The organism is Streptomyces sp. NBC_00102, from assembly GCF_026343115.1.
Classification (GTDB): Bacteria; Actinomycetota; Actinomycetes; order Streptomycetales; family Streptomycetaceae; genus Streptomyces.
Genome location: NZ_JAPEMC010000001.1, coordinates 4,347,207 through 4,373,052, shown reverse-complemented (window position 1 = coordinate 4,373,052; position 25,846 = coordinate 4,347,207). Strand labels below are relative to the sequence as shown.

Here is a 25,846-nt window from a genome sequence, read left to right as displayed (position 1 = left end):
CTCCCCCTCTCCCTTCTCTCCCCCTCCCCTCCCGGGTCTCAGTCGCTGCGGCGGACGTACAGCCGGTTGCCCTTCGGCCCGGTCCACTCCACCCGCACGACTCCCGGCACGGCGGAGTCCGCGAGACGCGAGGCGTTGGACCAGTGACCGAAGTTCGGGTTGCGGAAGAACGTCGCCCACAGCTGCCCGCGGTGGTCCTCGAAGAAGTTGTTGTGGCCGGCGCCGACGCCGACCGTCCACCGCTGCGAGTACGGCCCCTCGAAGGTGTCCGAGACGGCGGCGACGGCGTCGTACTGGTACTGGACCCGTCCGGCCGCGGCAGTGTCGTACCCCTGGCGGGTGCTGCCGTCGGCGTTGACGGAGGTCCGGTCCCAGGCGGCCTGGAGCAGGAAGTACTTGCCGCCGTACTTGAACACGTACGCACCCTCGAGATACGGCTCCGGGGAGTACGGGGTCTGCCGGAACGCGGGGAGGCCCGTCGTGGGGACGATGTCCTCCATGTCGTCCCGGAACTTCGCGTACAGGTTGTTGTGCAGCACGAGCCAGGCGTCGTCGCCCTCGGAGTACAGGCTGCCGTCGATGTGGTGGTAGGCGCCGGGCGCGATGAACGCGGGGCCGCCGATGAAGGAGTCCCCGAAGGGCTTGTCGAGGTTGCCCTCGATCAGCCGGTACGGGCCCTCCACGCCGCCCTCGCTGACGAGCATGAACGAGCCGACCTTCCGCGAGTGGTCGCCCATGCACGCGACGATGTACCACCTGCCGCCGACCCGGTGCACCTCGGGCGCCCACGCCTCACCGCGCTTGCCGAACTGGGAGTCGTACCAGTACTCCTGCCACGGAGCGACGACCGTACGGCCCGGCCGGTTCTCCCCCACGAACTCGGGCGACCACACCTTGCCCTTCTCCTCGCCGGGCCGGATGCCGGTCGTGTCCACCAGTTTCCAGGGCCCCTTGAGGTCGCGCGCCGTCCACACGAAGATCCCGTCGTTCCACGGGCCGGCCGCTTCGAGGCCGGGCACCCGGGTGGTGCCGGTGGCGACGTAGAGGGGCCGGCCGTCGACCTCGAAGCAGTTGACGTACGTGTCCCGCATCCAGACCCGCCCGAGCTCCTCGTCGCGCGGGCGCAACTCCAGGGGCAGCACGAAGGAGTTGTCCTCCCTCGGCCAGAGGTCCTCACGGGTGTCGGCGGCGCCGTACGGCGCCGGGTCGGGCCAGTTCGCCGGGTACCGGCCCTGCCCGCGACCGGACGCCTCCTTCGGTGCGGCGTGCGCGGCAGGCTCGGGCGAGACGGCTTGCGCGGCCGGTGCGGGCAGCGCCACCGCCGCCCCCAGCCCGGCGGCCCCGGCCAGCAGGGCCCTGCGTCCGACGGGCGATCGGTTCTCGTGGCTGGTCATGGGTCAGCTCTCCTTCGGCGTACGGGTATCGGGTGCGGGCTTCCGTGCGGGCACGGCGGCACCGCGCCGGGCCGGCACACGGGGAGGAACGACCGCCCCCCGCACGTCCCGTGCGCACGGCGGCCATGACTGACGGAGCGTCGGCACACGTGCTCAACGCCCTTTGCTTCTCAGGACTTTGAAAGGTCAGCGCGAATCCGGACAGCCGGCCCGGCCACGGCGCGGCACGCACGACCTGCGTGCCACGACCCGCTCGCGACGAGCCTGGGGACCAACCTCGGACGGCATGGATCCAGCATGGAAACCGCGATGATCTACGTCAAGGGGTCGCCGATTTAATCCGGGCGAACGGGCCGACCGCCGCATACGCGTTCTCGCCGCGCCGAGCGCCGAGCGCCGCTGCCGCTGCCGCTGCCGAGAACGCGATCCCGTCGAGCATCGCTCCCCAAGTGCGCTTCACTCGACCGACCTGTGTACACACTCACGCGTACACTTTCCTCGTGACTGAGACGACCGCGACCGTGCGAGAAGCCCGCGCTCACCTTGCGGACCACATCAATCGCGCCGCGGAGGGCGCGCCCACGGTGATCACCCGCAACGGGGAGCCCGTGGCGGCCCTGGTGCCGATCTCAGACTTCTACGCACTGGAGGACGCGGCCGACGTCCTGCTGGCACGGGAAGCGGAAGCGGTCCTGAACGAGGGCGGCCCGACCGTGACGATGGCCGAGCTGCTGGCCGATCTGTTCACCGAACGCTCCGAAGACGCGGAGTGAAGTACGCGTTCCGGTTCACCGCCACGGCGCATCGACAGCTCCGAGCCATCGACCGGCCTGTCGCCATGCGCATCCTGGCCGCGCTGACCGCGCTCGGCGACGATCCGTATCGCGAGGACGCCGACGTCAAGAAATTCGTCGGTCTCTCGGGCCTCTACCGGGTCAGGGTCGGCAACTACCGGGTCGCCTATCAAGTCGAGAACGGCGAGCTCGTCATCCTCGTCGTCAAGGTCGGCGACCGGCGCGGCATCTGAAACGCGGACAGCCCGGAAGCATGGTGCTTCCGGGCTGTCCAGGCAGGTCATGCCCAGCAGGTCACTCGTCGGCGGTTGCCGCCGAGAACGCGATCCCGTCCAGAATGTCGTGTTCGCTGACCACGATCTCCTGGGCCCCCGTGCGTCGCATCAGGGCCTGGAGGATCAGGGCGCCGGAGGCGATGACGTCGACCCGGCCGGGGTGCATCGCGGGGATCGCGGCGCGGTCGGCGTGGGTGGAGGCGAGCAGGCGGGTGGTGATCTCCTCCACGCGGGCGAGGGAGATCCGGGAGTGGTGGATGGCCTCGGAGTCGTACTCCTTCAGGTCCAGCGCGATGGCGGCGATCGTGGTGACCGTGCCCGCGAGGCCGACGAGGGTGGTCGCCGCGGTGAGCGGGACGGTCTCGGCGGCCAGGTCGAGGGCGGCGTCGATGTCGGCGCGGATCGCGGCGATGCGGGCCTCGGTCGGCGGGTCGATCTTCGCGCCGTCCTGGACGAGGTGGCGCTCCGTCATGCGGACGCAGCCGATGTCGACCGAGCGGGCCGCGCGGACGGTGTCGTCGCCGAGGACGAACTCGGTGGAGCCGCCGCCGATGTCGACCACGAGGTACGGGGCGGCGAAGCCGTGTCCGCTGGTGCCGTGGAGTTCCTTGGTGGCGCCGTCGAAGGAGAGCTGGGCCTCCTGGTCGCCGGTGATCACCTCGGGCTCGACGCCGAGGATCTCGTGGACGCCCCGGACGAAGTCGGCGCTGTTCTCGGCGTCGCGGGAGGCGGAGGTGGCGACGAAGCGGATCTTCTGGGCGCCGAGCTCCTCGATGGCTCCGGCGTACTCGCGGCAGGCGGCGAACGTACGCTCCAGGGCCTCGGGGGCGAGGCGGCCGGTGCGGTCTACGTCCTGGCCGAGGCGGACGATCCGCATCCGGCGGTCCAGCTCGGTGAATCCACCGGTGGCGGGGTCGATGTCGGCGACGAGCAGCCGGATGGAGTTGGTGCCGCAGTCGACGGCCGCGACCCGTGTCGTGGTCACGCGGTCTCCCCGGCCTGCTTCTCCGGCGTGCAGGGCGTGACGCAGGGGCCCTTCGCCCACCACTCGGGGAGCATGGCGATGGCCTCGTCGCCGAGCGGGTTCACGCCGGGTCCGGCGGCCAGCGAGTGGCCGACGAGGACGTGCAGGCACTTCACCCGGTCCGGCATGCCGCCGGCGCTGGGGAAGCCCTCCAGGACCTCGATGGCGTCGCGGCGGGCGATGTAGTCCTCGTGCGCGGCGCGGTAGGAGGCGGCCAGCTCCGGGTCGGTGCCCAGGCGCTCGGTCATCTCCTTCATGACGCCGTTCGCCTCCAGCGTGCCGATGGCGGACGCGGCGCGCGGGCACGTCAGGTAGAACGTCGTCGGGAACGGCGTGCCGTCCTCCAGACGGGGCTGGGTCTCCACCACGTCCGGGTTGCCGCAGGGGCAGCGGTGCGCGATGGCGCGCAGCCCGCGCGGCGGCCGTCCGAGCTGCTGCTCGAACGCGGCGATGTCCGCGTCGGTGGGCGGAGTGGATTCGGTCTGCGGAGGGGGCGTGTCCATGCCTGCCTTGGTTCTGCTCGGAGGTGCTGCTGTGGGGTGCGGCGCGCCGCGGGTACGCCGTGGGGCGTGGTTCCTGCTCGGACCAGTGTGCCTGGCGAACCGGTGTGTCCGGCCGCGCGGGTCGGGGCTCAGCCGCCGTGGGAGGACCCGTCGGAGTCGCTGCCGGAGCCGTCCGCGCTGTCCACGCCGTCCCAGAGGTTGGAGTGCCAGGGCCGGCCGTCGGCGCCGGGCTCGCCCCGGTCGTCGGCCGCCGCGTCGGGGTCGACGACGGTGTAGCCGGTCTCGCCGGGGAGGACGTAGTGGAGGTGTTCGCGGGCGAGGCGGCGGATGTACGCGTCGTCCTGGAGGCGGGCCTTCTCGTCCCGCAGTTCCTCGGCACGCTTCCCCGCGTCCTGGAGCGTCCGCTCCTGGTCGGCGATCTCCTCGCGCTGGGAGACGTACTGCCGCATCGGATAGGCCAGCGCCACGATCAGGGTGCAGACGATCAGCGCCAGGAACGCGGCGCGGCCGGTGAGCCGGGAGCGGTGGGCCTGGCGGCGGTTCTGCGAGCGGTAGACGCGGGCCGCCGTCTGCTCGCCGAGCAGCCGCAGCCTGGTCGCGGTGGAGAACCGGTCGCGGTCCTTCACGGCCATGTTCATGCCTCCCCGTCACGCACGTCCGTCCCCGCACACGGTACGGGACCGAGTGCGGGGACGGACGGAGGCTGGTGGTGCGGGCCCCGAGGGGGAACCCCCGGGCCGCGGATCAGCCCTTGAAGCGGGGGAACGCCGAGCGGCCGGCGTACACCGCGGCGTCGTCGAGGATCTCCTCGATGCGCAGCAGCTGGTTGTACTTGGCGACGCGGTCCGAGCGGGCCGGGGCGCCGGTCTTGATCTGGCCGCAGTTCACGGCGACGGCGAGGTCGGCGATGGTGACGTCCTCGGTCTCACCGGAACGGTGGGACATCATGCACTTGAAGCCGTTGCGCTGGGCGAGCTCGACGGCGTCCAGGGTCTCGGTCAGCGAGCCGATCTGGTTGACCTTGACGAGCAGGGCGTTGGCCGAGCCCTCCTCGATGCCACGGGCGAGGCGCTCGGGGTTGGTGACGAAGAGGTCGTCGCCGACGATCTGCACCTTGGTGCCGAGCTTGTCGGTGATGACCTTCCAGCCGGCCCAGTCGTCCTCGTACAGCGGGTCCTCGATGGAGACCAGCGGGTACGCGGAGACGAGCTCCTCGTAGTACTCGGTCATCTCGGCGGCCGAGCGGGACTTGCCCTCGAACTCGTACTTGCCGTCCTTGTAGAACTCGGACGCGGCGACGTCGAGCGCGAGCGCGATGTCGCGGCCGGGGACGAAGCCGGCCTCCTTGATGGCCTCGACGATGAGGTCGAGGGCGGCGCGGTTGGACTCGAGGTTCGGGGCGAAGCCGCCCTCGTCGCCGAGACCGGTGGAGAGGCCCTTGGTCTTGAGGACCTTCTTCAGCGTGTGGTACGTCTCGGCACCCCAGCGAAGGGCCTCGGAGAAGGACTCCGCGCCGATCGGGGCGATCATGAACTCCTGGATGTCGACGTTGGAGTCGGCGTGCGACCCACCGTTCAGGATGTTCATCATCGGAACGGGCAGCAGGTGCGCGTTCGGGCCGCCGAGGTAGCGGAAGAGCGGGAGGTCGGCAGCCTCGGACGCGGCGTGGGCCACGGCCAGCGAGACGCCGAGGATGGCGTTGGCGCCGAGCGAGCCCTTGTTCTCCGTGGCGTCCAGGTCGCACATCGCCTGGTCGATCAGGCGCTGCTCGGTGGCGTCGTAGCCGACGAGCTCCGGGCCGATCTGCTCGATGACGGCGAGGACGGCCTTCTCGACACCCTTGCCCAGGTAACGCTTGGGGTCGCCGTCGCGAAGCTCGACGGCCTCGAACGCGCCGGTGGATGCGCCGGACGGAACGGCAGCACGGCCCGTGCTGCCGTCGTCGAGACCAACTTCGACCTCGACCGTGGGGTTACCCCGCGAGTCGAGGATTTCCCGGGCTACGACGACGTCGATGGACGGCACGAGCATCTCCTTCTGGGATGTGACGCTGACTGTGCGGGGCTCTGTGAGCCTTGCGACTAGAGCCTAACCGGACACAGGACATCGGCCAGCCGACCGTCCGTCCAGTGACACGACGAGCCTACACATTGTTTCCGTACGGAACATAACGTTCGGCGGTACGGCGGTCGGCGGCCCGCGGTACGGCGAGGGGCGCGGCCCGCGGTACGGCGAGGGGCGCGGCCCGCCCCTTCTCCTCTTTCTCCTGCCGTCGCTCGCGGGGCGCGGTCCGCGGGCGGGGCGGGAAAAGACCCTGGCCCGGCGCGCGGGGGGAGTGCGCGCCGGGCCAGGGAGTGGGAAAGGGGTGCCGCCGGACACCCCGATTCCGGGGAGGAGTGGTTCGTGATTACTTCAGGTGGAGCTGCTGACCCGGGAAGATGAGGTCGGCGTCCTCGACGATGTCGTGGTTCAGCTTGAACAGCTTCTGCCAGCCGCCCTTGACGCCCTGCTTCTCGGCGATGGTGCTGAGGGTGTCGCCGGCGACGACCTTGTACTCGCCGTCACCCTTCTCGACCTTGTCGCCGGCCGGCGTGGTGACGGTCTCGGACTTCGCGGCGGGGCGCTCCTCGCTGCGGGAGGCGGCCTGCGAGTCGGTGGAGCGGTCCGGCGTCGCCGTGGAGGCGCTGTCGTCGGTCGCGGTCGTGCCGGTGCTCGCGGAGGTGTCGGTGCTCGCGGTGGAGGAGCCCGTGTCGACGCCCGGGTCCACACCGTCGTTGGTGAGGTTGCCGGCGCCGGCGCAGGACCAGGCGCCCGGACCCTGCATGTCGAGCAGCACCTCGGCGGTGGCGATCTGCTGCTCCTTGGTCGCCAGGTCGGCGCGGGGGGCGTACTTCGTACCGCCGGCGGCGGCCCAGCTGGACTGCGAGAACTGCAGACCGCCGTAGTAGCCGTTGCCGGTGTTGATGGACCAGTTGCCACCGGACTCGCACTGGGCGACGGCGTCCCAGGTGGCGACGGAGGCGGCGGAGGCGTTGGTGGCGCCCATCAGCGGGAGGGCGATCGCGGCACCGGCGACGCCGGCGAGCGTGGCCACACGGACGGCCTTGGACGAGCGGCGGTGCTTACCCTTGCTGGACAGCAGCATGGAACATCTCCTCACCGACGCCTGCGAGGTGAGCTGTCGGGTTCGGGCCAATGAGTGCCCGGCCACGCGTCCTTGCGCATGGCTTAACCCCTAGCCGGTGGCGTCCGCCCGTCGTCTCCGACGGGCCGTCCGATACCGGCGGCTTACCTGGGTCCCCCGCTCCTGCCTACGGCGCTTTACGCGTCTGTTCCCTTCGACCGACGGCAGGATTCGGCGTGACGGTCGACGGGGCCCGCGGTGCGAGCGGTTCTGACCGTAAACAGAGGGAACCCCCACATTCAATGATGGACATATCAGACAATCAGACCTTACTGGCCATCACTGAATAACCGTTTCCGCAGGTCAAAGCGGACATCTGCGGACCCCTGTGACGACGACACGCCGAAACAGCGAAGAGACCCATGTCTCACTTTCGCAAAAGTGGACATAGGCCCCTTAACTACCCCTCTTTTGGGGGTGTTTTCCCGTATTTGATCACTGCGCCGGAGCGGTCTCCGCCGTGTCGGCCGTGTTCTCCGGCGTGTCGGATGCGGAGTCCGTCGCAGGGGCGCTCTCCGTCGCCGTGTCGGCCGGGGCGGCGCCCAGGTCGAGCTCCTGGCCGGGCAGGATCAGGTCGGGGTTCGAGCCGATCACGTCCTCGTTGGCCTGGTAGAGCTCGGTCCAGCCGTCCGACAGGTTCTGCGAGTCGGCGATCGCCCAGAGGTTGTCCCCGGACTGGACCGTGTACGTCCCGTCCGTCGCGAGCGTCGTGTCGTCGCGCGCGTCGGTGCCGCCGCGCGAGGCGTGCCGGCCGGACTCGCGCGAGTCGTCGGAGGACGCCTCGGCCGGGTCGGGCGTGCCGCGGTGCTTGCCGCCGGTCGCGGTGTCACCGGTCGCCGCGTCCGTGGTGCCGGTCTTCGCGCCGCTCTTCCCGGGGGTGGTGCTGCCCGGGGTGGCCGAGCCGGAGGGCGAGGGCGTCACGGAGGCGTCCGGGCTCGGCGTGGCGCTACCGGCCGCGCCGGTCGTGCCCTCGGAGCCCGTGGCGCCGGAGGTGCCGGTGGAGCCCGAGGCGTCCGTCGACCCCCCGGTGCCGGTCGAGGCGGCGGCGCCGTCCGCGTCCGGGATGGTGCCGGCCGAGGCGCCCGCGTCCGTGGAGGAGGTGGAGCCGGGGTCGACGCCGATGAGGGAGCCCGCGGGCGCCAGTCCGGAGATCACCGCGCACCCGGGCCACGCCTGCGGGCCCTTCGCGTCGAGAACCTTCTCCGCCACGGCTATCTGCTGGGTGCGGCTGGCGAGGTCCGCGCGCTGCGCGTAGTCCGTACCGCCGTAGGCCGCCCAGGTCTCCTGGGAGAACTGCAGTCCGCCGTAGTAGCCGTTGCCGAAGTCGGCGCTCCAGGTGCCGCCGCTCTCGCATTCGGCGACCTTGTCCCAGGTGGTCGCGTCCGCGGCGCCGGCGCTGGTCGCGGCGAGGAGCGGAATCGCCAGGGCGGAGCCTGTCACGCCGGCTGCGACGACGATGGCGGGTGCCTGGCGAGGGCGGCGGTGTCTGCCGTTCGCGGAGCCCATGGGAGTGCCTTCCGTGTGACTGACGGGTGAACTGATGCGTCGAACCGTGAACCTAGCGGGACTCGAACGTGTGTCACAAGTCGATGCCTCGCAGATCACATCAACATCACAGTGTTGACGGAGCGTCACTTCCGTCGCGCGCCGGGCCCGGTGTGAACTCCACGGGAAGGGTGCGCAGTCCACGCATGATGAGCCCCCCACGCCACCGCAAATCGGCGTTTTCTCCCGCAAGGCGCAGGTCAGGGAGACGCCTCAACAGGGTGGCCAGGGCGGTCCGTCCCTCCAGCCGGGCGAGCGGCGCACCCACGCAGTAGTGGATGCCGTGGCCATAGCCGAGGTGCTGGTTGTCGCGACGCGCGAGATCGAGCGTGTCGGGGTCGTCGAAGCGCGCGGGGTCCCGGTCGGCCGCCGCGAGCACCACGAGTACGGGGTCGCCGGCCGCGATCTCCTCGCCGCCGATGGTCAGCGGTTCGGTGGCGTACCGCCAGGTGGCCAGCTCCACCGGGCCGTCGAAGCGGAGCAGTTCCTCGATGCCGGTGGCGAGCAGCTCCTCCTCCCCCGCCGCCAGGGACGCCTCCAGACGGGCACGCTCCTCGGGGTGGCGGAGCAGGGAGTAGGTGCCGTTGCCGATGAGGTTGACGGTGGTCTCGAAGCCGGCGAAGAGAAGGATGAAGGCCATGGCTGCGGCCTCGTTCTCCGTGAGGTGCTCGCCGTGGTCGCTGGTGCGGATCAGCTCGGAGATCAGGTCGTCGCCCGGGTCCTCCCGCTTGCGGTGGATCAGTTCGGCGAGGTAGGCGCGCATCCGCTTCACCGAGCGCGCCACTCCGCCGCGCGGCCCGCCGCCGTGGCGGATCATCATGCCCGCCCAGTCCCGGAAGTCGTCCTGGTCCTCCTCGGGCACCCCGAGGAGGTCGCAGATCGCGTAGATGGGGAGCGGGAAGGCGAAGTCGTGGATGAGGTCGGCCTCGCCCGCGGTCACGAACCGGTCGATGAGCCGGTCCGTCAGCTCCTGCACGCGGGGCGCGAACTCCGCGACCCGGCGCGGGGTGAACGCCTTGGACACGAGCCGGCGCAGCCGGGTGTGGTCGGGCGGGTCGATGTTGAGCAGATGGGTCATCAGCTCGGCCTTGCGCTCCCCCGGAATCCCGGTCTTCCCCTTGGCGTGCGCCGACCCGGCGTGGTGGACCGGGTTCTTGGAGAGCCGGTTGTCGGCGAGCGCCTGCCGCGCGTCGGCGTACCGGGTCACCAGCCAGGCCTCGACCCCGCTGGGCAGCGTGGTGCGGTGCACCGGGCTGTGCTCGCGGAGCCAGGCGTACGCGGGGTACGGATCGGTGGCGAACTCCCAGGTGAAGAGCTCGGGAGCGTCGGGCGCGCGGTGCGCGGGGCAGCCGGCGGGGGCGGGGCCACCGGGCTCGGGCTCGGCGTGGTGCTCGTTCACCGGCCGGTCACTCATCGACGGTGTCCGGGGCGCCGATGCCCTCGGCCGCGAGGATCGCGTCCCGGTAGGCGCGGGCCGCCGCGCGCAGGGCGGCTTCCGGGTCGACGCCTTCGGCCTCGGCGCGGACGGCGAGGGCGAGCAGCTCGTGGCCGAGGGTGTCGCCCGCGGGCAGGGCGACCGCCAGGTCCGCGCTCCGGACCCGGCTGCCGAGCTTCGCCGCGAGGGCGAGCGCGGGCTGGCCGAGCGGGACGCCCTCGGTGACCGAGTCGCGCCGCTTCTCGACCGCCTTGGTGCGCAGCCAGTGCGCCCGGACGTCCTCGGGGGTGTCGGCGGTGGCGTCGCCGAAGACGTGCGGATGACGGTGGATCAGCTTCTCCACCACGGTGCCCGCCACGTCGTCGATGGCGAAGGGCTCCTCCGCGTCCTCCTCGGCGATCCGCGCGTGGAAGACGACCTGGAGGAGTACGTCCCCGAGCTCCTCGCGGAGCTCCTCGCGGTCGCCGTCCTCGATCGCCTCGACCAGCTCGTACGTCTCCTCGATGACGTACTTGGCGAGGCCCCGGTGGGTCATCGTCGAGGTCCACGGGCACTCGCGGCGGATCACGTCCATGACCTGGACGAGGTCGAGGAGGCGGGCGCCCGGCAGGTCGTACGAGCCGGGGAGCAGCTCCAGGTCCGGCATCCGGATCCGGCCGGAGCCGCCGAGGCGGGCGAGTCCGTCGGTCAGCCGCTGGTCGCCCTCGCCGCCGACCAGGACCACCACGGTCCGGTCGCCGGCGCAGGCGTCGACCAGTTCCTCGGCGGTGAGCTCGGTGTTCTCGACGGTGACGCCCGCCTCGCGCAGATACGGGAGCTGCACGTGGTCGGGGGCGCCGCACACGACGCGGTCGGCGGCGCGCAGCGTCTGCCAGGCGGGCCAGGACAGCAGTCCGGGGGCGACTCGGTGGCTGGCGGTGAGGAGGACGACCCGGCCGGGTGCTTCAGCGTTCACCCTTCGAACCTACCCCGGGGGCGGGTCAGCCCGTCGGGGCGGTCTCCGCCTGCCCGGAGTCCTGCCCGGAGCCGTCCTGTGCGGTGCCGTCGCCGCCGGCGCCGTCTCCGCCGGATGCGGCCGTGTCGGTGCCGGTGGCCTTGGCGAGCCAGGGGGACTCGTAGGTGCCGAGGCGGATCTGCTGGTCGTCCCAGGCTCCGTAGCGCGGGTTGACGTCGATGTGCAGCGACTTCGACGCCTTGGTGAGCGCCTCGGTCACCTTCTGGGTGCCCTCCTGGGTCTGCAGGTCCGCGCCGAGCGCCGCCGCCAGCTTGGGCAGCTGGACCTCCTGGCGCAGGTCGCCGTCGATCTGCTCCGGGGAGATCCAGCGCTCCTGGAGGAGGGTCGCGGCCAGCTCGTCCTCGCCGCCGTACTGCGCGACGGCCGCCTGGTGCACCTGCTGGAGCTCCTTGCGGCTGACGGTCACTCCGGCGTCCTCGGCCGCCTTGTCGAGGACCTGCCCGAAGATCAGCCGGTGCAGAGCGGCGCGCGGGAGCTGTCCGGATCCCTTCACCAGCTGGGCGGACTGCGGCGAGCTCTGCTGGGCGCTGCGCACCTCGGCGACGTCCGACTGGAGGGTGGAGACCTCGATCCGCTGTCCCCCGACGATCGCGGCGGCCCCGGGGTGGGCGTCGCCGCCGCAGGCGGTGAGAACGGGCGCGGAGAGGAGGAGAGCGGCGGAGAGGGTGAGCGCGGTGCGACGACGGCGGTGCAAAGGAGCCTCCCGATGAGAGTTTGTGCATCAGTGCACAAAGCCTTGCGGTGATCGATGTTAGGCAGTGGCGGCCATGGGGGCCACTGGTTCGACCAACGATTCGGGAGGAGTTGGGGATGTGGTGCCACCGGGCGGTGTACGGGCGGGCCGGTGCTCAGCCGCCCCGAACGTCCCGCTGGTGCGTCAGCTGCCGGCGCAGTTCGGCGGGGAGCGGGTGGTGCGGGCCGTAGGAGCGCTCGGTGTCGTACAGCAGGGCCTGCAGCTGGGACCGGCCCGCGGTGTGGTCGCCGACGGCGAGCAGCAGCAGGCCGATGCGGTGGCGGATGTCGAAGGAGCGGCCGGGGTCGGTGGCGACGGCCCCGTAGACGTTCTCGTAGTACGGGAGGACCGCGCGGTACTCGTTGAGCGCGGCGGCCGTCTCGCCGAGCTGCTCCAGGCACTGGGCGGCGTCGTAGCGGTACTGGAGGGTCTGCGGGTCGCCGGGTCCGGCCTCGGCGGCACGGTCGTCGGCGAGGCGGCGCAGTTCGGGCAGGGCGCGGCGGTACTGGCCGTCGTCCATCAGCGTCGCCGCGTACTGCTTGCGCAGGATGCGGACGACGGGTGAGCGTTCGCCGTGTTCGGCGGCGGCGGTCGGCAGGATGGAGCCGAGGATGTCCACGGCCTGGGTGATCCGGCCCTCGCCGAGGAGCCGCTTGACGTCGTCGACGGCGCGCGCCACGTCCGCCCGGCCGGATGCCGGCCGCGCGGGTGCGGGCGGCGGGCCGAAGCCGGTGGCCGGTGCGGGGACGGGGGCGGCCCGGTCGGGCCAGGGCGCGTGCGGGCGGAGGAAGGGGCGGGTCGGGTCGAGCGGTCCGCCGGGCGTGCCGTGCGCGGGCAGCAACGGGGCGAGGGCCTCGTACACCTCCTGCGCGGAACCGGGGCGGGCCTGCGGGTCCTTGGCGAGCAGCCGCAGGACGAGGGCCTCCAGCTGCTCGGGCACGTCGGCCCGGATACTGCGGACCGGCAGCGGCGGTTCGTAGAGGTGGCGGTGGAGCACGCCGAGGGCGGTGGACCCGGAGAACGGCACGTCCCCGCTGAGCAGTTCGTGCAGCAGCACACCGAGGGCGTACAGGTCGGTGTACGGGCCGACCGCACCGCCCATCGCCTGCTCGGGCGCCATGTACGCCGGGGAGCCGATCGGCGAACCGGTGTGGGTGAGCCGGGTGGTGTCGGTGTCCAGTACCGAGGCGACGCCGAGGTCGAGCACGGTGACGGTGCCGTCGGGACGGACCATCACGTTGCGGGGTTTGAGGTCGCGGTGGACGATCGGCACCGCGTGCACGGCGCTGAGCACCGCGCAGAGCTGGGCGGCGACCGCGACGGCCCAGGGCCACGGGTAGGGGTCGTGCTCGGCGAGGTGGTCGGCGAGGTCGGAGCCCTCGACGTGACTCATGACGAGGAAGAGGTCGTCGCCGTCGCCCCCGGCGTCGTGGACGGTGACGAGTCCGGGGTGGTCGACCTGCGCGGTCACCCTGCACTCCCGGGCGAACCTGCGGCGCAGTTCGTCGGCCTCCTCCCGGCCGCCGGGCACGCCCATCCGGTCGGGGCGCAGCAGCTTCACCGCGACCCGGCGGTCGAGCCGCCGGTCGTAGGCCGTCCAGACCTGGCCCATGCCGCCCTGCCCGAGGATCGCGGCGAGTTCGTACCGTCCGGCGACGATCCGTCCGCTCACCGGCCCTCGTTCTCCTTCCGGAGGTAGTCGCTCAGCTCGTCCAGCTCGGCGCGGACCTGGTCGAGCCGCTGGGGCGGGCCGGGGCGCTTCGGGGGCGGGACGGGGTTCGACTGCTGGGGCGGGGGCGGCGGTTGCACGGGCTGGTGCTGGACGGACGGGTAGGGCGTGGTGGGGCCCTGCGGGTGGTGCGGGACGGGCGGGGCGCCGTACGGAGGGGTCTGCTGGAGGGGCGGGTAGCCGTACCCCTGGACCGGAACGGCGGGCGGGTAGCCGGCCGCCTGCGCGCGGGCCGCGGCGGCGACGGGGCCGTACGGGCCGAAGTGCCGGATGTCCTGGTAGAGGTAGTACCAGGTGACGCCGCCCATGAGCGCGAATATCCCACCGAGCATGATCACCCCCTGGGTGTCCGTCAGCTCCGCCTGCTCCTCGGGGATCGCCACCAGATAGGCGAAGAGCGCCACGGTGAGCCCGGCGGTCAGGACGAACAGCACCCAGTCGCGTGGGCGGCGGGTCACGATCGCCAGCCGCAGCGTCGCCGCCCAGCCCAGAAAACCGCAGCTCAGCACGGTCAGCGCCACGAAGACCACGCGCAGGACCGTCAGCGCCGCCGAGGAAGGGCGTGCCGGGGGAAGCTCCGGCGGATAGCCGTAGCCGTGCATGTGCCGCTCCCGGGAGGCGATGGGCGGATGTGGTGGTGCGAGCGTATACACCCACGCGGACAGCCGTTCCCTGGTTGTGCACAACGGATGTGACTCAGCTCACCGGCGGGGACACCGTCCCGTCCGTGAGTCCGTCGTACATGCCCTGGACCAGCAGTCCGCCGAGTCGGCCCGCCGTGCGCAGCGCGTCCTCGAAGGCGGCGAGGGCGCGGAACTGCACACCGTACCGCCGCTGTTCGTCCAGCGGGAGACGGGGCAGCCGGATCCGGCGGGCGTCGAGCCGTGACGCGGTGGAGGCGTGGCTGCTGGCGCGCCGGGTGTTGGCGGTGCCGCGCAGGAACCCGGCGAGGAACCACGGGTCGAGCACGGACGGATCGGGGCGCAGCAGTTGGAGGTTGCGACCGAGCACGGCGCCGGCGGTCGCCTCGTCCACGACCCGGACGACCGAGCCGCCGCCCAGCACGGGAACGACGACGTCACCGGTACGGAGGACGACCGGATCCTCCGCGGGGCCGGTGGGGGCGCCGCTGGGCGGGGTGTTGCCGAGAACGTCGTGTTCGGTGAGGACGGGGCCCCGCCCTCCGCCGGAGCCGCCGGTGCTGAGCCGGAGCGCGCCCGCGCGGGCGAGTTCGCCGAGGGTGGTGAACGGCCGGGAGGCGGGCTCGACCGGGTCGGCGGACGGCGGGGTCAGCCGGAGGGTGAGCCGCAGCTCGTCGGTCAACCGGTCCCGCACTGCCGCGAGTTCGGCCACTCCCCCGGCGGTGGCGGGCCGGGGGAGATGACGTCCGGGGGTGAGGTCGACGTCGTCGTCGAGGAGGTCGACGACGGGCACGACCCGGCTCGCCCCGGTGACGGGCGCGGTGTCCTGCGGGGTGGCGGGTCCGCGGTCGGTGGCGGTGAAGGGGTCGGTGCCGGGTCCGCGGTCGGCGGTGGTGAAGGGGTCGGTGCCGGGTCCACGGTCGGCGGTGGTGAAGGGGTCGGCGGCGGTGAAGGCCCCCCAGGCGTCGAGCACCGTGCGCCGGACGAGCGGCCAGTCGATCCGTTCGCGGCCGCTCCCCGCGAGGCTTCCGGCGCCTGCGGCCGCGCCCACCGCGGGGTCGGGCGACTCGGCGGTGTCGACGAGGAGGAGCCCCGGCGAGGGCTGCACGCCGTGGTCCGGCTTGCGCAGAATCCACAGATGCAGCGGGATGCCGTACGGCGGGGCCGCCCCGGCGGGGAGCGCGACGACGGCCCGCAGCGCGCCCCGGCGCAGCAGGTCGGCGCGGATGCGGCGGCCGGAGCGGCGGGAGACGGCGGCAGGCGGCATCAGCAGCACGGCGGTGCCACCGGGCCGCAGTCGGGCCAACGCGTGCTGAACCCAGGCGAGTTCGGACTCCGCTCGGGCCGGATAGCCGTACTCCCACCGGGGGTCGTAGGCCAACTCGTCGTGACCCCAGTTGCGTTCGTTGAACGGTGGGTGGCAGAGCACCACGTCGGCGGCCAGCTTCGGGAAGGCGTCCGCGCGCAGGGTGTCGCCGGCACGCACCGAAAGCCCCGGCGCTTCCGGGGCCGCACCACCGGCCGCGCCCCCGCCCGTACCCAGGGCGAGGCGCAGCGCGGTGAGCGCCGCGAGGTCGGGGTCGGACTCCTGTGCGTACAGGACCGCGGGCCTGCCGACCGCGCGCAGCAGCGCCCCCGTCCCGGACGCGGGGTCCAGGACGACCGGGGCGGGCACCTTCCCGGACGGGCCGCGGCCCGGACCTTCGCCCCGGAGGGCCAGGTCCGCCATGAGGGTGGCCAGTTCGGGCGGGGTGAGCGTGTACTGCCGTGGATTGGCGTCCAGTTGGCGGCCGAACAGGAACTCGAACGCTTGGCCCGCCCCGGACTCCGCCGCCAGCGCGGCGGCCCCGCGAAGCAGCGGTACGGACGGCCGCAGCTCCTCGGCCCCGGGGACCCCGACGGCCGAGACGGCGGCCGGGGCGGCGGCCGGCGCGAGGCCCTCCGGCCCACCCCCCTGCCCCTGCCCCTGCCCGTCGGATGCCTCCGGCCCGAACCGGGAGTCGAGTACGGGGGCGAGGGCCTCGGGCAGCAGCCGGGCGACGCGTTCGTCCGAGACCTCCGCCAACTCCAGCCATACGGTGGGCCGGTCGCGTACGAGCAGCAGGGCGCAGCCCACGTGGATCAGCGCGGCGACGGGCCCGGCGGGATGTCCGGCGAGCTGCTGCCAGACGCGCTCCCGGAGCGGCACCTCGACGAGCTTGCCCTGGCCCCGGAGCCACTCTTCCACCTCGGCGAGCACGAAGGACGGGCTGGTCTCCGTACCGCCGACCGGCTTCGGGAAGTCCGCGTGCCGGCGGCGCCAGTTGCTGACGGCGGCCCGCCCGACTCCGGCCAGGCGGGCGATCCCGGCGGCGGTCACCTCGGAGGCGTTCTCCGGCATGTGCTGTCTCCCATGGTCCGAACCGTCACCGTTCGCGCCACCGTCCGCGCCGCGTGCAGGCGAGCATACCGACGCACACCGCACCGATCGATTCACAGGCAAGCTTCAATCGTTCACACAATTCCTTGTTGACTCGGTTCACAGGCTCTGCTGTGATGGAGCTGTGCCCGCACCGGTGGATACCCGCCGGGACGAAAGGCCCGGCAACGCCCGCACGCCCGGGCGCCTTCGGGCCGCGCCTCCCCACGCTTTCCTTCTCGCTCTTCCCTCCGGCTTCCCCTTCCGACTTCTCCTGGAGTACCGCCATGCGCCGAGTCGCGCGTACCGCCGCTGCCGCTGTCTGCACCCTCTCCGTACTCACCCTCGCCGCCTGCGGCAGCGAGGGGGGCGACAGCGCCGCGGAGGCAAAGAAGGGCGGCGCGGCGTCTTCGGCCGCCCCGGCGACGGAGCCGTTCGCCGACATGTCGGGCCCCGATGTCGTCAGCGCGGCGTTCAAGAACATCCACAAGGCGACTTCCCTGAGCCTCTCGGTCGACATGCGCTCGACCGACACCCCGATGAAGGCCCAGTTCTCCACCAGCGTCGACGGCGGCAAGTGCACCGGCACGACGGACCTGGGCGCCGACGGCTCGATGTCCATCATCAAGATCGGCGAGACCGTGTACATGAAGCTCGACGAGACGATGCTGCGCGCACAGTCCGAGGGCGAGTCCGAGGCGGACATCCAGGCCACGGTGGACACGGTCGCCGACCACTGGATGGCCGAGAAGGCTTCCGACCCGGACACCAAGGACATGGTCGAGTTCTGCGACCTCACCTCGCTGCTCTCGGCGTTCGAGGAGGGTGACACCGAGGCGAAGAAGGCGGGCACGACGACGCTCGACGGCACTCCCGCCCTCCGGCTGACCGAGAAGGACGGCGAGGAGACCTACACGATCCTGGTGTCCACCGAGGGCGACCCGCAGCTCCTCCAGGTCGTCACCACGGGCGGCGACGAACCGATGACGATGACCTTCTCCGACGTCGACAAGCCCGTCGTGGCCGAGAAGCCCGCCGCGGAGGACATGGTCGACCTCGGCTGAGCCGAGCACCGAAGACGGCCCGGCGTGCGTCGGGGGACGCGCCGGGCGGGTGCGGGCGCCGGAGGGCGCCCGGACGGGGGGGGCGGACAGCGCCGGGCCGGGGGGCTCGGCGCTGTCCGGCGTGCGGGGGGCCGCGTCCGCGGCCCCCCGGGTCAGCCCGTCAGCCCGCGCACTGCTTCAGCATCATGTCCTTGTCGGCCGTGGTCACCGGCAGGTCGTACTTGAGCGAGACCTGGGCGAAGCGGAGCGCGTACGAGCAGCGGATCGGCTTGTACGGCGGGAGCCAGGCGGCGGGGCCGGAGTCGCTCTTGGAACCGTTGGTGGGGCCGTCGACGGGGATGAGGTTGAGCGGGTCGTTGGCGATCTGCTGGCGTTTGGCGTCGCTCCAGCGGGAGGCACCCATCTGCCAGTCGTACGACAGGGGCATCACATGGTCGATCTGGATCTTCGTGGCCTTCGTCTTCGTCCACTCGATCGTCGTGCCGGTGTACGGGTCCTTGAGCGTCAGCGAGGCGACCACGCAGTCGGAGCCGCTGCGGAAGCGCACCTCTTGACCGTCCCGCTTGAGGAGGTCGTTGCGGGTGTCGCAGCCGTTGCGGGCCAGCGCTATGCCGTTCACCGTGTCCTTCCACGCCGAGCCGAACTCGTCGCGGTCGTAACCGGTCTTGGGGCCGCGCCCCTTGGTCAGCACCTTGTCGATGACCTTCCGCGCCTCGGCCCGGTCCGCGTCGGTGGTGAGCGGGGCCAGGCCGGGCTTCGTGCCGTCGGGGTTGTCCAGCGGGCTCGCGCCGAAGCCCTCGGTGGACCGCCCGCCGTCGTTCGCCCCGGCCCCCGGCGTGCCCTCCGGGGCCGCGAGGTCGTCGGGGTCGCAGCCGGCGAGGGCCAGTACGGCGACCGCGCTCAGGGCGGGCAGGACGACGCGGTACGTACGGAGAGATATCACTGGCAGCCGTCCTGACGGGGAGAGAGCCGAACCCGGGAATCCTACGGACGTCTTCCCCGCCGTCTGCCATTCATGGCGTTCGGTCCGTGCGTCACGGCCTCTCAGTGGCGCCGCGGGACCGCGGTGCCGCCCGGCCTCGGTGCCGGACCGTACCGGCCCCGGCCCGGGAGGGGGGACACGCGCGGATATACTGCCCATATGTAACGGAAAGCGGGGGCCCGGGCGCGCATTCCAGCCCCCGCTCGCCCCGGGCCCCCGCACCGACCGGCACCGCCCCCGCGGTCCCGGCCATCACCGCCCCCGCGGTCCCGACGGGCTGTCACACCTTGCCGATGCCGAGGGTGTTCTCCGCGGGCAGCAGCCCGGAACCGATGATTTCCAGCCACGGAGTACCCAGCAGCTCCGCGAGCCGGGCCCGGTCGGTCTCGCCGAGCGCGCGCCACGGTCCGGCGGCCCGCTCGTCGGTGCGCCGCTCCACCTCCGTACGCAGTGCCCGGCCTGCCTCCGTCGCCGTACCGTCCTCCGCAAGCAGTCCCCGGGCCACCAGCCGCTCCCGGGCGGCCGCCCACTCCTTCTCGCCCCATCCCCGGCTCGCGAACACCGCAACCGGGGCCGCGCCCACGGCGGCGAACGAGACCAGCGCCTCGACCGGGTCGAGTCCGGCCTCCCACAGGGCGGCGAGGTGGCCGTCCCCCCGGTGCTCCCGCAGGATCGTGGCGGCCTGCCAGAGCACGAGGTGCGGGGCGTCCGGCCAGGGAAGCGCGGAGTTGGCGGCTCCGAGCGGGAGCTCGCCCGCGCCGACGTCCGGTTCGGCGGTGGTGACCGCCTCGGCGGCGCGGCGGGCGAGCGTCGCCGCTTCGGCCGCCTCGGGACCGTCGATCCATGCCGTGAGCAGCGCCCGGTACGCACGGTCCACGGCGCGGCCCCGCGCGGCGAGCACCGCCTCCGGGCCGGCGGTGTCCCAGACACCGGGGACGTACGCACGCACCATCTCCGGGCTGAAGCTGTAGAAGGCCCCGGTGACGTACTCCGCCGTGGGCCCACCGCCGCCGGACGCTCCCGCCGGGGCCGCCCTCCAGGCGAAGTAGCTCGGCCACCGTTCATCGGTGGCGTACCCCAGCGCCGCCGCCTCCTCGAACGCCTCCGGCGCGTAGTAGAGGACGGCGTGCAGGGGCTCCAGCAGATGCCACATCTGCCGGACGCGCCCCAGTTCCTCGGACATGCTCTCCACCTCCGCGAGCGACCGCACCTATCTAGTCACTGTCTAGATACTCAGATCCCCAGCGTGCACCCGCCCCCCGAACTTGTCAATGACTAGATGCCGCGTACGGTACGAGCATGAGCACCGACCAGGGCCCGAGCGGCGGCACCCCCCAGCCCGCGTACCACCACGGCGATCTGCGGCGCACGCTCCTCGCGGCGGCCGTGGACGTGATCGCCGCGGAGGGTCCGGCCGCGCTCAGCCTGCGCGACCTGGCCCGCCGCGCCGGGGTCTCGCACGCCGCGCCCGCGCACCACTTCAAGGACCGGACAGGCCTGCTGACGGCCGTCGCGACCGAGGCGTACACCCTCTTCGCGGACTCCCTCTCCGAGGTCACCGACCTCACGGAGCGCGGAGCCCGGTACGTACGGTTCGCCGCCCGCCATCCGGCGCACTTCCAGGTGATGTTCCAGCCCGAGCTGTACCGCGCCGACGATCCCGCCCTCGTCGCCGCGCGGGAACGGGCCGCCCGCACCCTCCGCGAGGGCGTCGCCGGCTTGGCGCCCGAGGGCTCCAGCGCCGAGGACGCCCGCCGTACGGGGATCGCCGCCTGGTCCCTGGCACACGGCTTCGCCTCCCTGCTGCTGAGCCACAACCTCACGGACTTCCTGGGCGACCGCGACCCCGAGGAGGCGTTCCGGTCCGTGGCGGACGGGCTGTTCGAGGGCTGAAGGACGTCCCGCCCGACGGCAGCCTCGCGCCGGGAAGCCGGTGCTTGGATGACCGGGTGACTACGGACCCCGCCGCTTCCCCCGGCTCGCCCGCTTCCTCCGGCTCGCCCGCTTCCCTTGCGGGCATGGCCGGTTCGGGCCGCCTGGCCGCCCTGCTGGACCGTGCCACGACCGGCCCGGACGATCAGGCGTGGAGCGACCTGTGGACGGAGCTCTTCCACAACGGCACCCTGGACGTGTCCGATCCGCTGGTGATGACCGCGCTGAGCGACATGGCCGGGGGCGACATGGCCCGCGGCGACGACGCCGGAACGGCCGCTGCCGCCCTCCATCTCGCCGGTGCTCTCCTCGTCCAGGCCGACCAGCGGTGGGAAACCCGCGACCTGCGGCAACGGCGCGCGTCCGAGGTCGCACGCATGGTGGCAGCGGCCGGCCGGCTGCGGCGGACCACCACCGACCGGAACGACTACTGCTACCTGCTGGAAGCCCTCCTCGGCCTGGAAGGCGACATCCACTGGGCGGAGGACCTGTTCTGGGGCATCGTCAACGAGGAGTACGAGCTCGACTGCCCCGATCCGGAGTGCTGCGCCCCCGTCTGGGTGGTCGTGGGCGAGCGGGGCTTCTTCAGCACGGCGCAGGACTACGCCCTCTCCGACGACGTCGAGACCCTCCCGCTCCGTCCCGCCGCACCGGACGCCCTCGACGGCCTCGGCCGCCGTCTCCACGGCATGGCACTGGCTGACGGTCACGCGGAGGTGGCGGACGCCCTGACGTACGCCTTCGGCGAGGCGGTCTGCCCCTCGTGCGAGAGGCGCTTCCCCGTCGCCGGGCAGATCGCCGCCCGTACGGGCTGAGGCCCACGAACCGGCCCTGGCAGCGCCCCTCTTCAGCCTCCCGGCCGCCCGCGCGCCCCGTTGACGGGCGGCGGTCCCGGTTGGACGTCGACTGCGCCCTCCAGGACTCCCGGAGCGCGGACCGGAGTTCGTTCTAGCGAGTCGTCCGGGATACCGCCCTCAACGGAGCCTCACATGCGGGACGTTGAGCGTCCGGTGCGGGCCCGCCGACGAACGGGCCCGCACCGGGCGGCGGTTCAGCGGGAGTCGCCGCGCCTCTTCCCCTTGTCCGCCGGAGCGCAGGCGCCGGCCGGGATGTCGCCGGTGGACACGGCTTCCTCGAAGGCGGGGAGTCGGGTCAGATCGAAGCGCGGCATGATCACCGGGATGTCGATGTCGCGCAGCCGGGCGTTGGTGGGGTCGGTCGTCGTCATCGTCATCACAGGTCCGTGGGTATGTCGAGGTGGTAGGGGTGGTGCTCCTGGTAGTCGATCGCCAGTTGCAGGATGATCGCGTCGCCGCCGTACGGGGCGGCCAGGTCGATGCCGACCGGGATGCCGGTGTCCGTGTCGCGGCCCACCGGGAGGTTCAGGCAGGGCCAGCCCGTGGTGTTCGGGCGGCTGGACTCGACGCCCGAGAAACCGCCGGTGCTGTCGTCGGCCCGGGCCGGCGGTGTCTGCACCTTCTGGGGCCAGAGGCAGGCGACGATGTCGTTCTCCTCGAAGACCTTCGCCCACATCTCGGAGTACTCCCGGCGCACCCGGTGGGCACCGAAGAGGTCTGCGGCCGTCAGCGCGGCGGCCCGCTGCTGGAGCTGCTGCTTCTGGGTCTCCATGGTGCCGAGCGAGGTGCGGAACCGGGTGCGGACGGCGCCTTCGATCGCCGCGTCCTCCTCGGCCGTCACGGCGTAGGTCCCTCGAAGCGTCCAGGCGTTCTCGGCGTTGGCATACGCGCTGCTCGCCGAGACCTTCGCACCGGTCACCGGGTCGACGGCCGAGGCCGCCCAGTAGGCCGTGTTGCCCAGGTTGGAGGCGGGCGGGGTGATCGGGACGATCTCGGCGCCCAGCTCCTCGAACTGCGCGACGGCGGCCCGCAGTCGGGCGAGTATCCCCGCCGTCCACCTGTCGCGGGCCGGTGAGGTCTCGGTCTCCACGGTGGAGCCGATCCGCAGACCGGCAAAGGGCTTGCGGCCGGGGCGCGGCGCCAGCGGGAAGCCGTGGGGGAAGCCGGGAGCCTGCTCGGAGCGCGGATCGCGGGCGTCGGGACCGGCGATCACGCCGAGCAGCATCGACACGTCGGCCATCGACCGGCCCATCGGGCCGCAGGTGTCCAGGCTGGTGCTGGACACGGTGACGCCGTACTTGGGCACCAGGCCGTAACTGGGCTTGATGGAACCGACTCCCACGTTCTGCGCCGGGTTGCGCAGGGAGTTGCCGGTGTCCGAGCCGGTCGCGACGACGGCGAGCCGGGACGCGATCGCGGCGGCCGAGCCGCCGGAGGAGCCGCCGACGCAGAGGTCGCGGTTCCACGGGTTGGCGGTCTGCGGGCAGGTGTCGTCGTTGGTCCACGGGCCGGTGTGGGTGAGCCCCAGGATGGGCATGTGGGCCGCGCGGAGCCGCTCGGCGACGACCGAGTCGCCGGTGGCGATGTTCCCTGCCGCGAGCGGGCAGCCGATGGTCAGTTCGGTGTCCTTGACGGCGTAGATGTCCTTGAGCGCCACCGGTACGCCGCAGCCGAACGGAACGGGTGCGCCGCCCTTCGCCGCCGCGTCCAGCGCCTTGTCGGCGGCCTTGGCGATGGTGAGGGCCAGCTCGGAGGTCGTGCGCACGTAGGCGTTGAGTTTGCCGTTGTCGCCGAAGACGGGGATGTCGGGGTTGCGGGAGGGCACCGCGAACATGCCGTCGCCGTTGAGGGCGTCGATCCGGGCCAGGAACGCCCTGGTCACCTGGGTGCTGGTGACGTCCCGGGCCAGCAGCATCGCGGCCAGCTGGGTGCCGGTGAGGAAGGGAAGGGCGGTGCCGCGCTTGAGCGCCGCCAGACCGGCCTTGCGCTGGGTCTCCAGATAGTCGCGGGTGGCATCGCCGAGCTGGTCGGTGGTGCGGGTCGCGGCGGCGGCCGGGCCGGGCAGCAGCGCGGGGAGGGAGGCGCCGAAGCCGGTGACGGCAGCGGCGCTCAGGAAGCGCCTGCGGGAGGTACCTGATGTGCCGGGGGCGCTGGATGTGTCGGATGTACCGGATGTGCTCAAGGGGAGGTCCTTCACGGGAGGGGCGCCGGAACACGTCCGGCGTCCCGTGATCAACGCGGATGTCCGGTAGGGAAACACCCCGATCGATCATTCGTATGAAGGGGCCGTGTCGCAGCCGTTTCGGGCCCCGCGCAGGGGCCTCGGCGGGTCCGGGGTACGACCACGGGCCGGGCCCGCAGGCCCGGCCCGGTGGATCGGTCCGGTGGTTCGGTCCGGTGGATCAGCCGATGTCGCTGATCGCGCGGCGGATGAGGTCGGTGACCGCCTCCGGCTCGGAGACGGTGGCGGCGTGCGAGGCCCCGTCGACGGTGACGATGTGGGCGTCGGCCCGCTCGGCCATCCACTGCTGGGCCTGCGGCGGGATGTTGAAGTCCTGGCCGGAGACGAGCGAGTACGCGGGGACCAGGTTCCAGGCCACTTGGCCGGCGGGCTCCTCCAGGGCGCGGGTGGAGACCGGCCGCTGGGTGGCCGCCATGACGAGGGCGGTATCGGCGGGGACGTCGGCGGCGAACTGGTGGTGGAACAGGTCCTGCCTGATGGTGAGTTCCGTACCGGTGCTCCCGTCGGGCAGCGGGTAGGCGGCGGGCTCCACGGTGTCGCCCAGGGTGCTGCCGGGGAACTTCGCGGCGAGTACGCCGGCGCTCTCACCGGTGTCCGGGATGAAGGCGGCGACGTAGACGAGCGCCTTGACGTCGGGGTTCCCGGTGGCGGCCTCGCTGATCACGGAACCGCCGTAGGAGTGGCCGGCCAGGACCACGGGGCCCTCGATGGTCGCCAGCACACCGCGCAGGTAGGCCGCGTCGTCGTGCAGGCCGCGCAGGGGGTTGGCCACGGCGACGACCTGGTTGCCGTCCTGGCGCAGCCGCTGGACGACGCCGGACCAGCTGGAGGCGTCGGCGAACGCGCCGTGGACGAGTACGACGGTCGGGCGGGCCGAGGTTGCCTGCTGCGAGACGGTGCCGGTGCTGTTTCCGCTGGACACGAGAGCTCCTGAAGAGGTGGGTGGGGCGAGCGGGGAAGGAGACGGGCGGGGTGGTGGCGACGGGCGGGGTGCGGGGCGATCGGGCAAGACGATCGGGCGGTGCGGGATCGAGCGGTGCGGGGATCAGGCGGTGTGGAGGGCGGTGCGCAGGGTGTCGACGGCCTGGCGGATGGCGGCCTCGGCGGCGTGGGTTCCGCGCAGGGCGTCGAGCATCACGAAGTCGTGGATGATGCCCTGGTAGCGGGCGGCGGTGACGGCGACGCCGGCTTCGCGGAGCTTGTTGGCGTAGGCCTCGCCCTCGTCGCGCAGGACGTCGGCCTCACCGGTGATGACCAGGGCCGGGGGCAGGCCGGTGAGCTGTTCGGTGGTGGCCCGCAGCGGTGAGGCGGTGATCTCGGCGCGCTGGGCCTCGTCGGTCGTGTACTGGTCCCAGAACCACTGCATGCCGTCGCGGCGCAGGAAGTAGCCCTCGGCGAACTGGTGGTACGAGGGGGTGTCGAAGGCGGCGTCGGTGACCGGGTAGAAGAGGACCTGCTGGACCAGCGGGACGTCGCCGCGCTCCTTGGCCATGAGGGTGAGGGCGGCGGTCATGTTGCCGCCGACCGAGTCGCCGGCCACCGCGATGCGGGTGGCGTCCAGGCCCTTGGCGGCGCCCTCGGCGACGATCCAGCGGGCGACCGCGTAGTTCTGCTCGATGGCGACGGGGTAGCGGGCCTCCGGGGAGAGGTCGTACTCGGGGAAGACGACCGCCGCGCCGGCGCCGACGGCGAGTTCGCGGACCAGGCGGTCGTGGGTGTGGGCGTTGCCGAAGACCCAGCCGGCACCGTGGATGTAGAGGATCACCGGCAGGTCGCCCTCGGCGCCGGCGGGCTTGACGACGCGTGCCCTGACCGAACCGGTGGGACCGCCCTGGACCGTGACCCACTCCTCGTCGACGTCGAGCTTCGCGGTCTCGCCGGACTGGACCTCGTCGACCGCCTTGCGGCCCTCGGCCGGCTCCAGGTCGAAGAGGTACGGCGGGTTCGCGGTCGCCTCGGCGAAGGCGGCGGCAGCGGGCTCCAGTACGGGGCGGACGGCCTGCTCGGTCATGACGTTCTCCTCATGTCGGGGCGGTCGGCACCTGGTCGGTACCGGCGGCTGGGCGGTGATCGCTCCGGCCGGTCGACCCGGTCGGTGC

Annotated in this window: 24 protein-coding genes and 1 riboswitch; of the genes, 5 read left to right on the top strand and 19 right to left on the bottom strand. The window is 72.5% G+C overall.

All coding sequences use genetic code 11. The features are described 5' to 3' along the window. Nucleotides 1-38: 38 nt before the first annotated feature. Nucleotides 39-1,394, bottom strand: coding sequence for a family 43 glycosylhydrolase (locus OHA55_RS19660; RefSeq protein WP_266708114.1), 1,356 nt, complete (start codon nt 1,392-1,394; stop codon nt 39-41). Nucleotides 1,395-1,894: 500 nt separating this feature from the next. On the opposite strand from OHA55_RS19660, the gene OHA55_RS19655 reads away from it, so the two are divergent. Together OHA55_RS19655 and OHA55_RS19650 are read left to right on the top strand one after the other, a co-directional pair. Further along, a complete protein-coding gene (locus OHA55_RS19655) occupies nt 1,895-2,167 on the top strand; it encodes a type II toxin-antitoxin system Phd/YefM family antitoxin (RefSeq protein WP_266708112.1) in 273 nt (90 codons plus the stop codon). After that, a complete protein-coding gene (locus OHA55_RS19650) occupies nt 2,164-2,421 on the top strand; it encodes a type II toxin-antitoxin system RelE/ParE family toxin (protein ID WP_266708110.1) in 258 nt (85 codons plus the stop codon). The genes OHA55_RS19655 and OHA55_RS19650 overlap by 4 nt, the downstream gene beginning before the upstream one ends. Before the next feature lie 61 nt (nt 2,422-2,482). Here OHA55_RS19650 and OHA55_RS19645 read toward each other — a convergent pair whose 3' ends face one another. From OHA55_RS19645 to OHA55_RS19590, 12 genes are all read right to left on the bottom strand, one after another. Beyond that, entirely contained in the window at nt 2,483-3,448 is a 966-nt protein-coding gene (locus OHA55_RS19645; RefSeq protein WP_266708108.1) for a Ppx/GppA phosphatase family protein, read from the bottom strand. After that, a complete protein-coding gene (locus OHA55_RS19640; protein WP_266708106.1) occupies nt 3,445-3,990 on the bottom strand; it encodes a DUF501 domain-containing protein in 546 nt (181 codons plus the stop codon). Before OHA55_RS19640 ends, OHA55_RS19645 begins: the two co-directional genes overlap by 4 nt. Nucleotides 3,991-4,118: 128 nt before the next feature. Continuing rightward, nucleotides 4,119-4,622, bottom strand: a complete 504-nt coding sequence (locus OHA55_RS19635) for a septum formation initiator family protein (protein ID WP_266710820.1) — start codon at nt 4,620-4,622, stop codon at nt 4,119-4,121. 112 nt (nt 4,623-4,734) lie between these two features. Beyond that, nucleotides 4,735-6,021, bottom strand: coding sequence for a phosphopyruvate hydratase (gene eno / locus OHA55_RS19630; RefSeq protein ID WP_266708104.1), 1,287 nt, complete (start codon nt 6,019-6,021; stop codon nt 4,735-4,737). 376 nt (nt 6,022-6,397) lie between these two features. Then, nucleotides 6,398-7,135, bottom strand: a complete 738-nt coding sequence (locus OHA55_RS19625) for a transglycosylase family protein (RefSeq protein ID WP_266708102.1) — start codon at nt 7,133-7,135, stop codon at nt 6,398-6,400. 3 nt (nt 7,136-7,138) lie between these two features. After that, nucleotides 7,139-7,319, bottom strand: a riboswitch (cyclic di-AMP (ydaO/yuaA leader). Between the two features lie 290 nt (nt 7,320-7,609). Further along, nucleotides 7,610-8,680, bottom strand: a complete 1,071-nt coding sequence (locus tag OHA55_RS19620) for a transglycosylase family protein (RefSeq protein ID WP_266708100.1) — start codon at nt 8,678-8,680, stop codon at nt 7,610-7,612. 106 nt (nt 8,681-8,786) lie between these two features. Next, nucleotides 8,787-10,133, bottom strand: a complete 1,347-nt coding sequence (locus OHA55_RS19615; RefSeq protein WP_266708098.1) for a cytochrome P450 — start codon at nt 10,131-10,133, stop codon at nt 8,787-8,789. Next, complete coding sequence (locus OHA55_RS19610; protein ID WP_266708096.1) at nt 10,126-11,109, bottom strand: nucleoside triphosphate pyrophosphohydrolase; 984 nt, start codon at nt 11,107-11,109, stop codon at nt 10,126-10,128. The genes OHA55_RS19615 and OHA55_RS19610 overlap by 8 nt, the downstream gene beginning before the upstream one ends. A gap of 25 nt (nt 11,110-11,134) precedes the next feature. Further along, a complete protein-coding gene (locus OHA55_RS19605) occupies nt 11,135-11,863 on the bottom strand; it encodes a SurA N-terminal domain-containing protein (protein WP_266708094.1) in 729 nt (242 codons plus the stop codon). 154 nt (nt 11,864-12,017) lie between these two features. Beyond that, nucleotides 12,018-13,574 (bottom strand): serine/threonine-protein kinase, encoded by a 1,557-nt coding sequence (locus OHA55_RS19600; RefSeq protein WP_266708092.1) that lies wholly within the window; start codon nt 13,572-13,574, stop codon nt 12,018-12,020. Further along, complete coding sequence (locus OHA55_RS19595) at nt 13,571-14,233, bottom strand: hypothetical protein (RefSeq protein ID WP_266708090.1); 663 nt, start codon at nt 14,231-14,233, stop codon at nt 13,571-13,573. Before OHA55_RS19595 ends, OHA55_RS19600 begins: the two co-directional genes overlap by 4 nt. 94 nt (nt 14,234-14,327) lie before the next feature. Continuing rightward, nucleotides 14,328-16,652, bottom strand: coding sequence for an N-6 DNA methylase (locus OHA55_RS19590; RefSeq protein WP_266708088.1), 2,325 nt, complete (start codon nt 16,650-16,652; stop codon nt 14,328-14,330). A 305-nt stretch (nt 16,653-16,957) separates the two neighbouring features. Between OHA55_RS19590 and OHA55_RS19585 the strand changes: the two genes are divergently transcribed. Then, nucleotides 16,958-17,734 (top strand): hypothetical protein, encoded by a 777-nt coding sequence (locus OHA55_RS19585; RefSeq protein ID WP_266708086.1) that lies wholly within the window; start codon nt 16,958-16,960, stop codon nt 17,732-17,734. Nucleotides 17,735-17,894: 160 nt separating this feature from the next. On the opposite strand, the gene OHA55_RS19580 is transcribed toward OHA55_RS19585, so the two are convergent. Together OHA55_RS19580 and OHA55_RS19575 are read right to left on the bottom strand one after the other, a co-directional pair. After that, nucleotides 17,895-18,677 carry an HNH endonuclease family protein gene (locus OHA55_RS19580; protein ID WP_266708084.1) on the bottom strand — a complete coding sequence of 261 codons (783 nt, stop codon included), beginning with the start codon at nt 18,675-18,677 and terminating at the stop codon, nt 17,895-17,897. A 319-nt stretch (nt 18,678-18,996) separates the two neighbouring features. Next, nucleotides 18,997-19,899, bottom strand: a complete 903-nt coding sequence (locus OHA55_RS19575) for a hypothetical protein (RefSeq protein WP_266708082.1) — start codon at nt 19,897-19,899, stop codon at nt 18,997-18,999. A 116-nt stretch (nt 19,900-20,015) separates the two neighbouring features. Here OHA55_RS19575 and OHA55_RS19570 point away from each other — a divergent pair, with 116 nt between their 5' ends. Continuing rightward, complete coding sequence (locus tag OHA55_RS19570; RefSeq protein ID WP_266708080.1) at nt 20,016-20,609, top strand: TetR/AcrR family transcriptional regulator; 594 nt, start codon at nt 20,016-20,018, stop codon at nt 20,607-20,609. Nucleotides 20,610-20,665: 56 nt separating this feature from the next. Further along, the gene (locus OHA55_RS19565) at nt 20,666-21,463 is read left to right on the top strand and encodes a hypothetical protein (RefSeq protein ID WP_266708078.1); all 798 of its coding nucleotides are present in this window, start codon (nt 20,666-20,668) and stop codon (nt 21,461-21,463) included. Nucleotides 21,464-21,699: 236 nt separating this feature from the next. Here the strand turns inward: OHA55_RS19565 and OHA55_RS19560 are convergent, their stop codons facing one another. From OHA55_RS19560 to OHA55_RS19545, 4 genes are all read right to left on the bottom strand, one after another. Beyond that, nucleotides 21,700-21,882, bottom strand: coding sequence for a hypothetical protein (locus OHA55_RS19560; protein ID WP_266708076.1), 183 nt, complete (start codon nt 21,880-21,882; stop codon nt 21,700-21,702). After that, the gene (locus tag OHA55_RS19555; RefSeq protein WP_266708074.1) at nt 21,882-23,687 is read right to left on the bottom strand and encodes an amidase; all 1,806 of its coding nucleotides are present in this window, start codon (nt 23,685-23,687) and stop codon (nt 21,882-21,884) included. The genes OHA55_RS19560 and OHA55_RS19555 overlap by 1 nt, the downstream gene beginning before the upstream one ends. Before the next feature lie 220 nt (nt 23,688-23,907). Beyond that, nucleotides 23,908-24,669, bottom strand: a complete 762-nt coding sequence (locus OHA55_RS19550; protein WP_266708072.1) for an alpha/beta fold hydrolase — start codon at nt 24,667-24,669, stop codon at nt 23,908-23,910. A 123-nt stretch (nt 24,670-24,792) separates the two neighbouring features. Further along, the gene (locus OHA55_RS19545; RefSeq protein ID WP_266708070.1) at nt 24,793-25,758 is read right to left on the bottom strand and encodes an alpha/beta hydrolase; all 966 of its coding nucleotides are present in this window, start codon (nt 25,756-25,758) and stop codon (nt 24,793-24,795) included. Nucleotides 25,759-25,846: the final 88 nt, after the last annotated feature.

Coding starts and splice junctions, on each gene's coding strand:
- OHA55_RS19660 (WP_266708114.1), bottom strand. CDS start 1,394: ATGACCAGCCACGAGAACCGATCGCCCGTCGGACGCAGGGCCCTGCTG.
- OHA55_RS19640 (WP_266708106.1), bottom strand. CDS start 3,990: ATGGACACGCCCCCTCCGCAGACCGAATCCACTCCGCCCACCGACGCG.
- OHA55_RS19635 (WP_266710820.1), bottom strand. CDS start 4,622: ATGGCCGTGAAGGACCGCGACCGGTTCTCCACCGCGACCAGGCTGCGG.
- eno (WP_266708104.1), bottom strand. CDS start 6,021: ATGCTCGTGCCGTCCATCGACGTCGTCGTAGCCCGGGAAATCCTCGAC.
- OHA55_RS19625 (WP_266708102.1), bottom strand. CDS start 7,135: ATGCTGCTGTCCAGCAAGGGTAAGCACCGCCGCTCGTCCAAGGCCGTC.
- OHA55_RS19620 (WP_266708100.1), bottom strand. CDS start 8,680: ATGGGCTCCGCGAACGGCAGACACCGCCGCCCTCGCCAGGCACCCGCC.
- OHA55_RS19615 (WP_266708098.1), bottom strand. CDS start 10,133: ATGAGTGACCGGCCGGTGAACGAGCACCACGCCGAGCCCGAGCCCGGT.
- OHA55_RS19595 (WP_266708090.1), bottom strand. CDS start 14,233: ATGCACGGCTACGGCTATCCGCCGGAGCTTCCCCCGGCACGCCCTTCC.
- OHA55_RS19590 (WP_266708088.1), bottom strand. CDS start 16,652: ATGCCGGAGAACGCCTCCGAGGTGACCGCCGCCGGGATCGCCCGCCTG.
- OHA55_RS19585 (WP_266708086.1), top strand. CDS start 16,958: ATGCGCCGAGTCGCGCGTACCGCCGCTGCCGCTGTCTGCACCCTCTCC.
- OHA55_RS19575 (WP_266708082.1), bottom strand. CDS start 19,899: ATGTCCGAGGAACTGGGGCGCGTCCGGCAGATGTGGCATCTGCTGGAG.
- OHA55_RS19570 (WP_266708080.1), top strand. CDS start 20,016: ATGAGCACCGACCAGGGCCCGAGCGGCGGCACCCCCCAGCCCGCGTAC.
- OHA55_RS19560 (WP_266708076.1), bottom strand. CDS start 21,882: ATGACGATGACGACGACCGACCCCACCAACGCCCGGCTGCGCGACATC.
- OHA55_RS19545 (WP_266708070.1), bottom strand. CDS start 25,758: ATGACCGAGCAGGCCGTCCGCCCCGTACTGGAGCCCGCTGCCGCCGCC.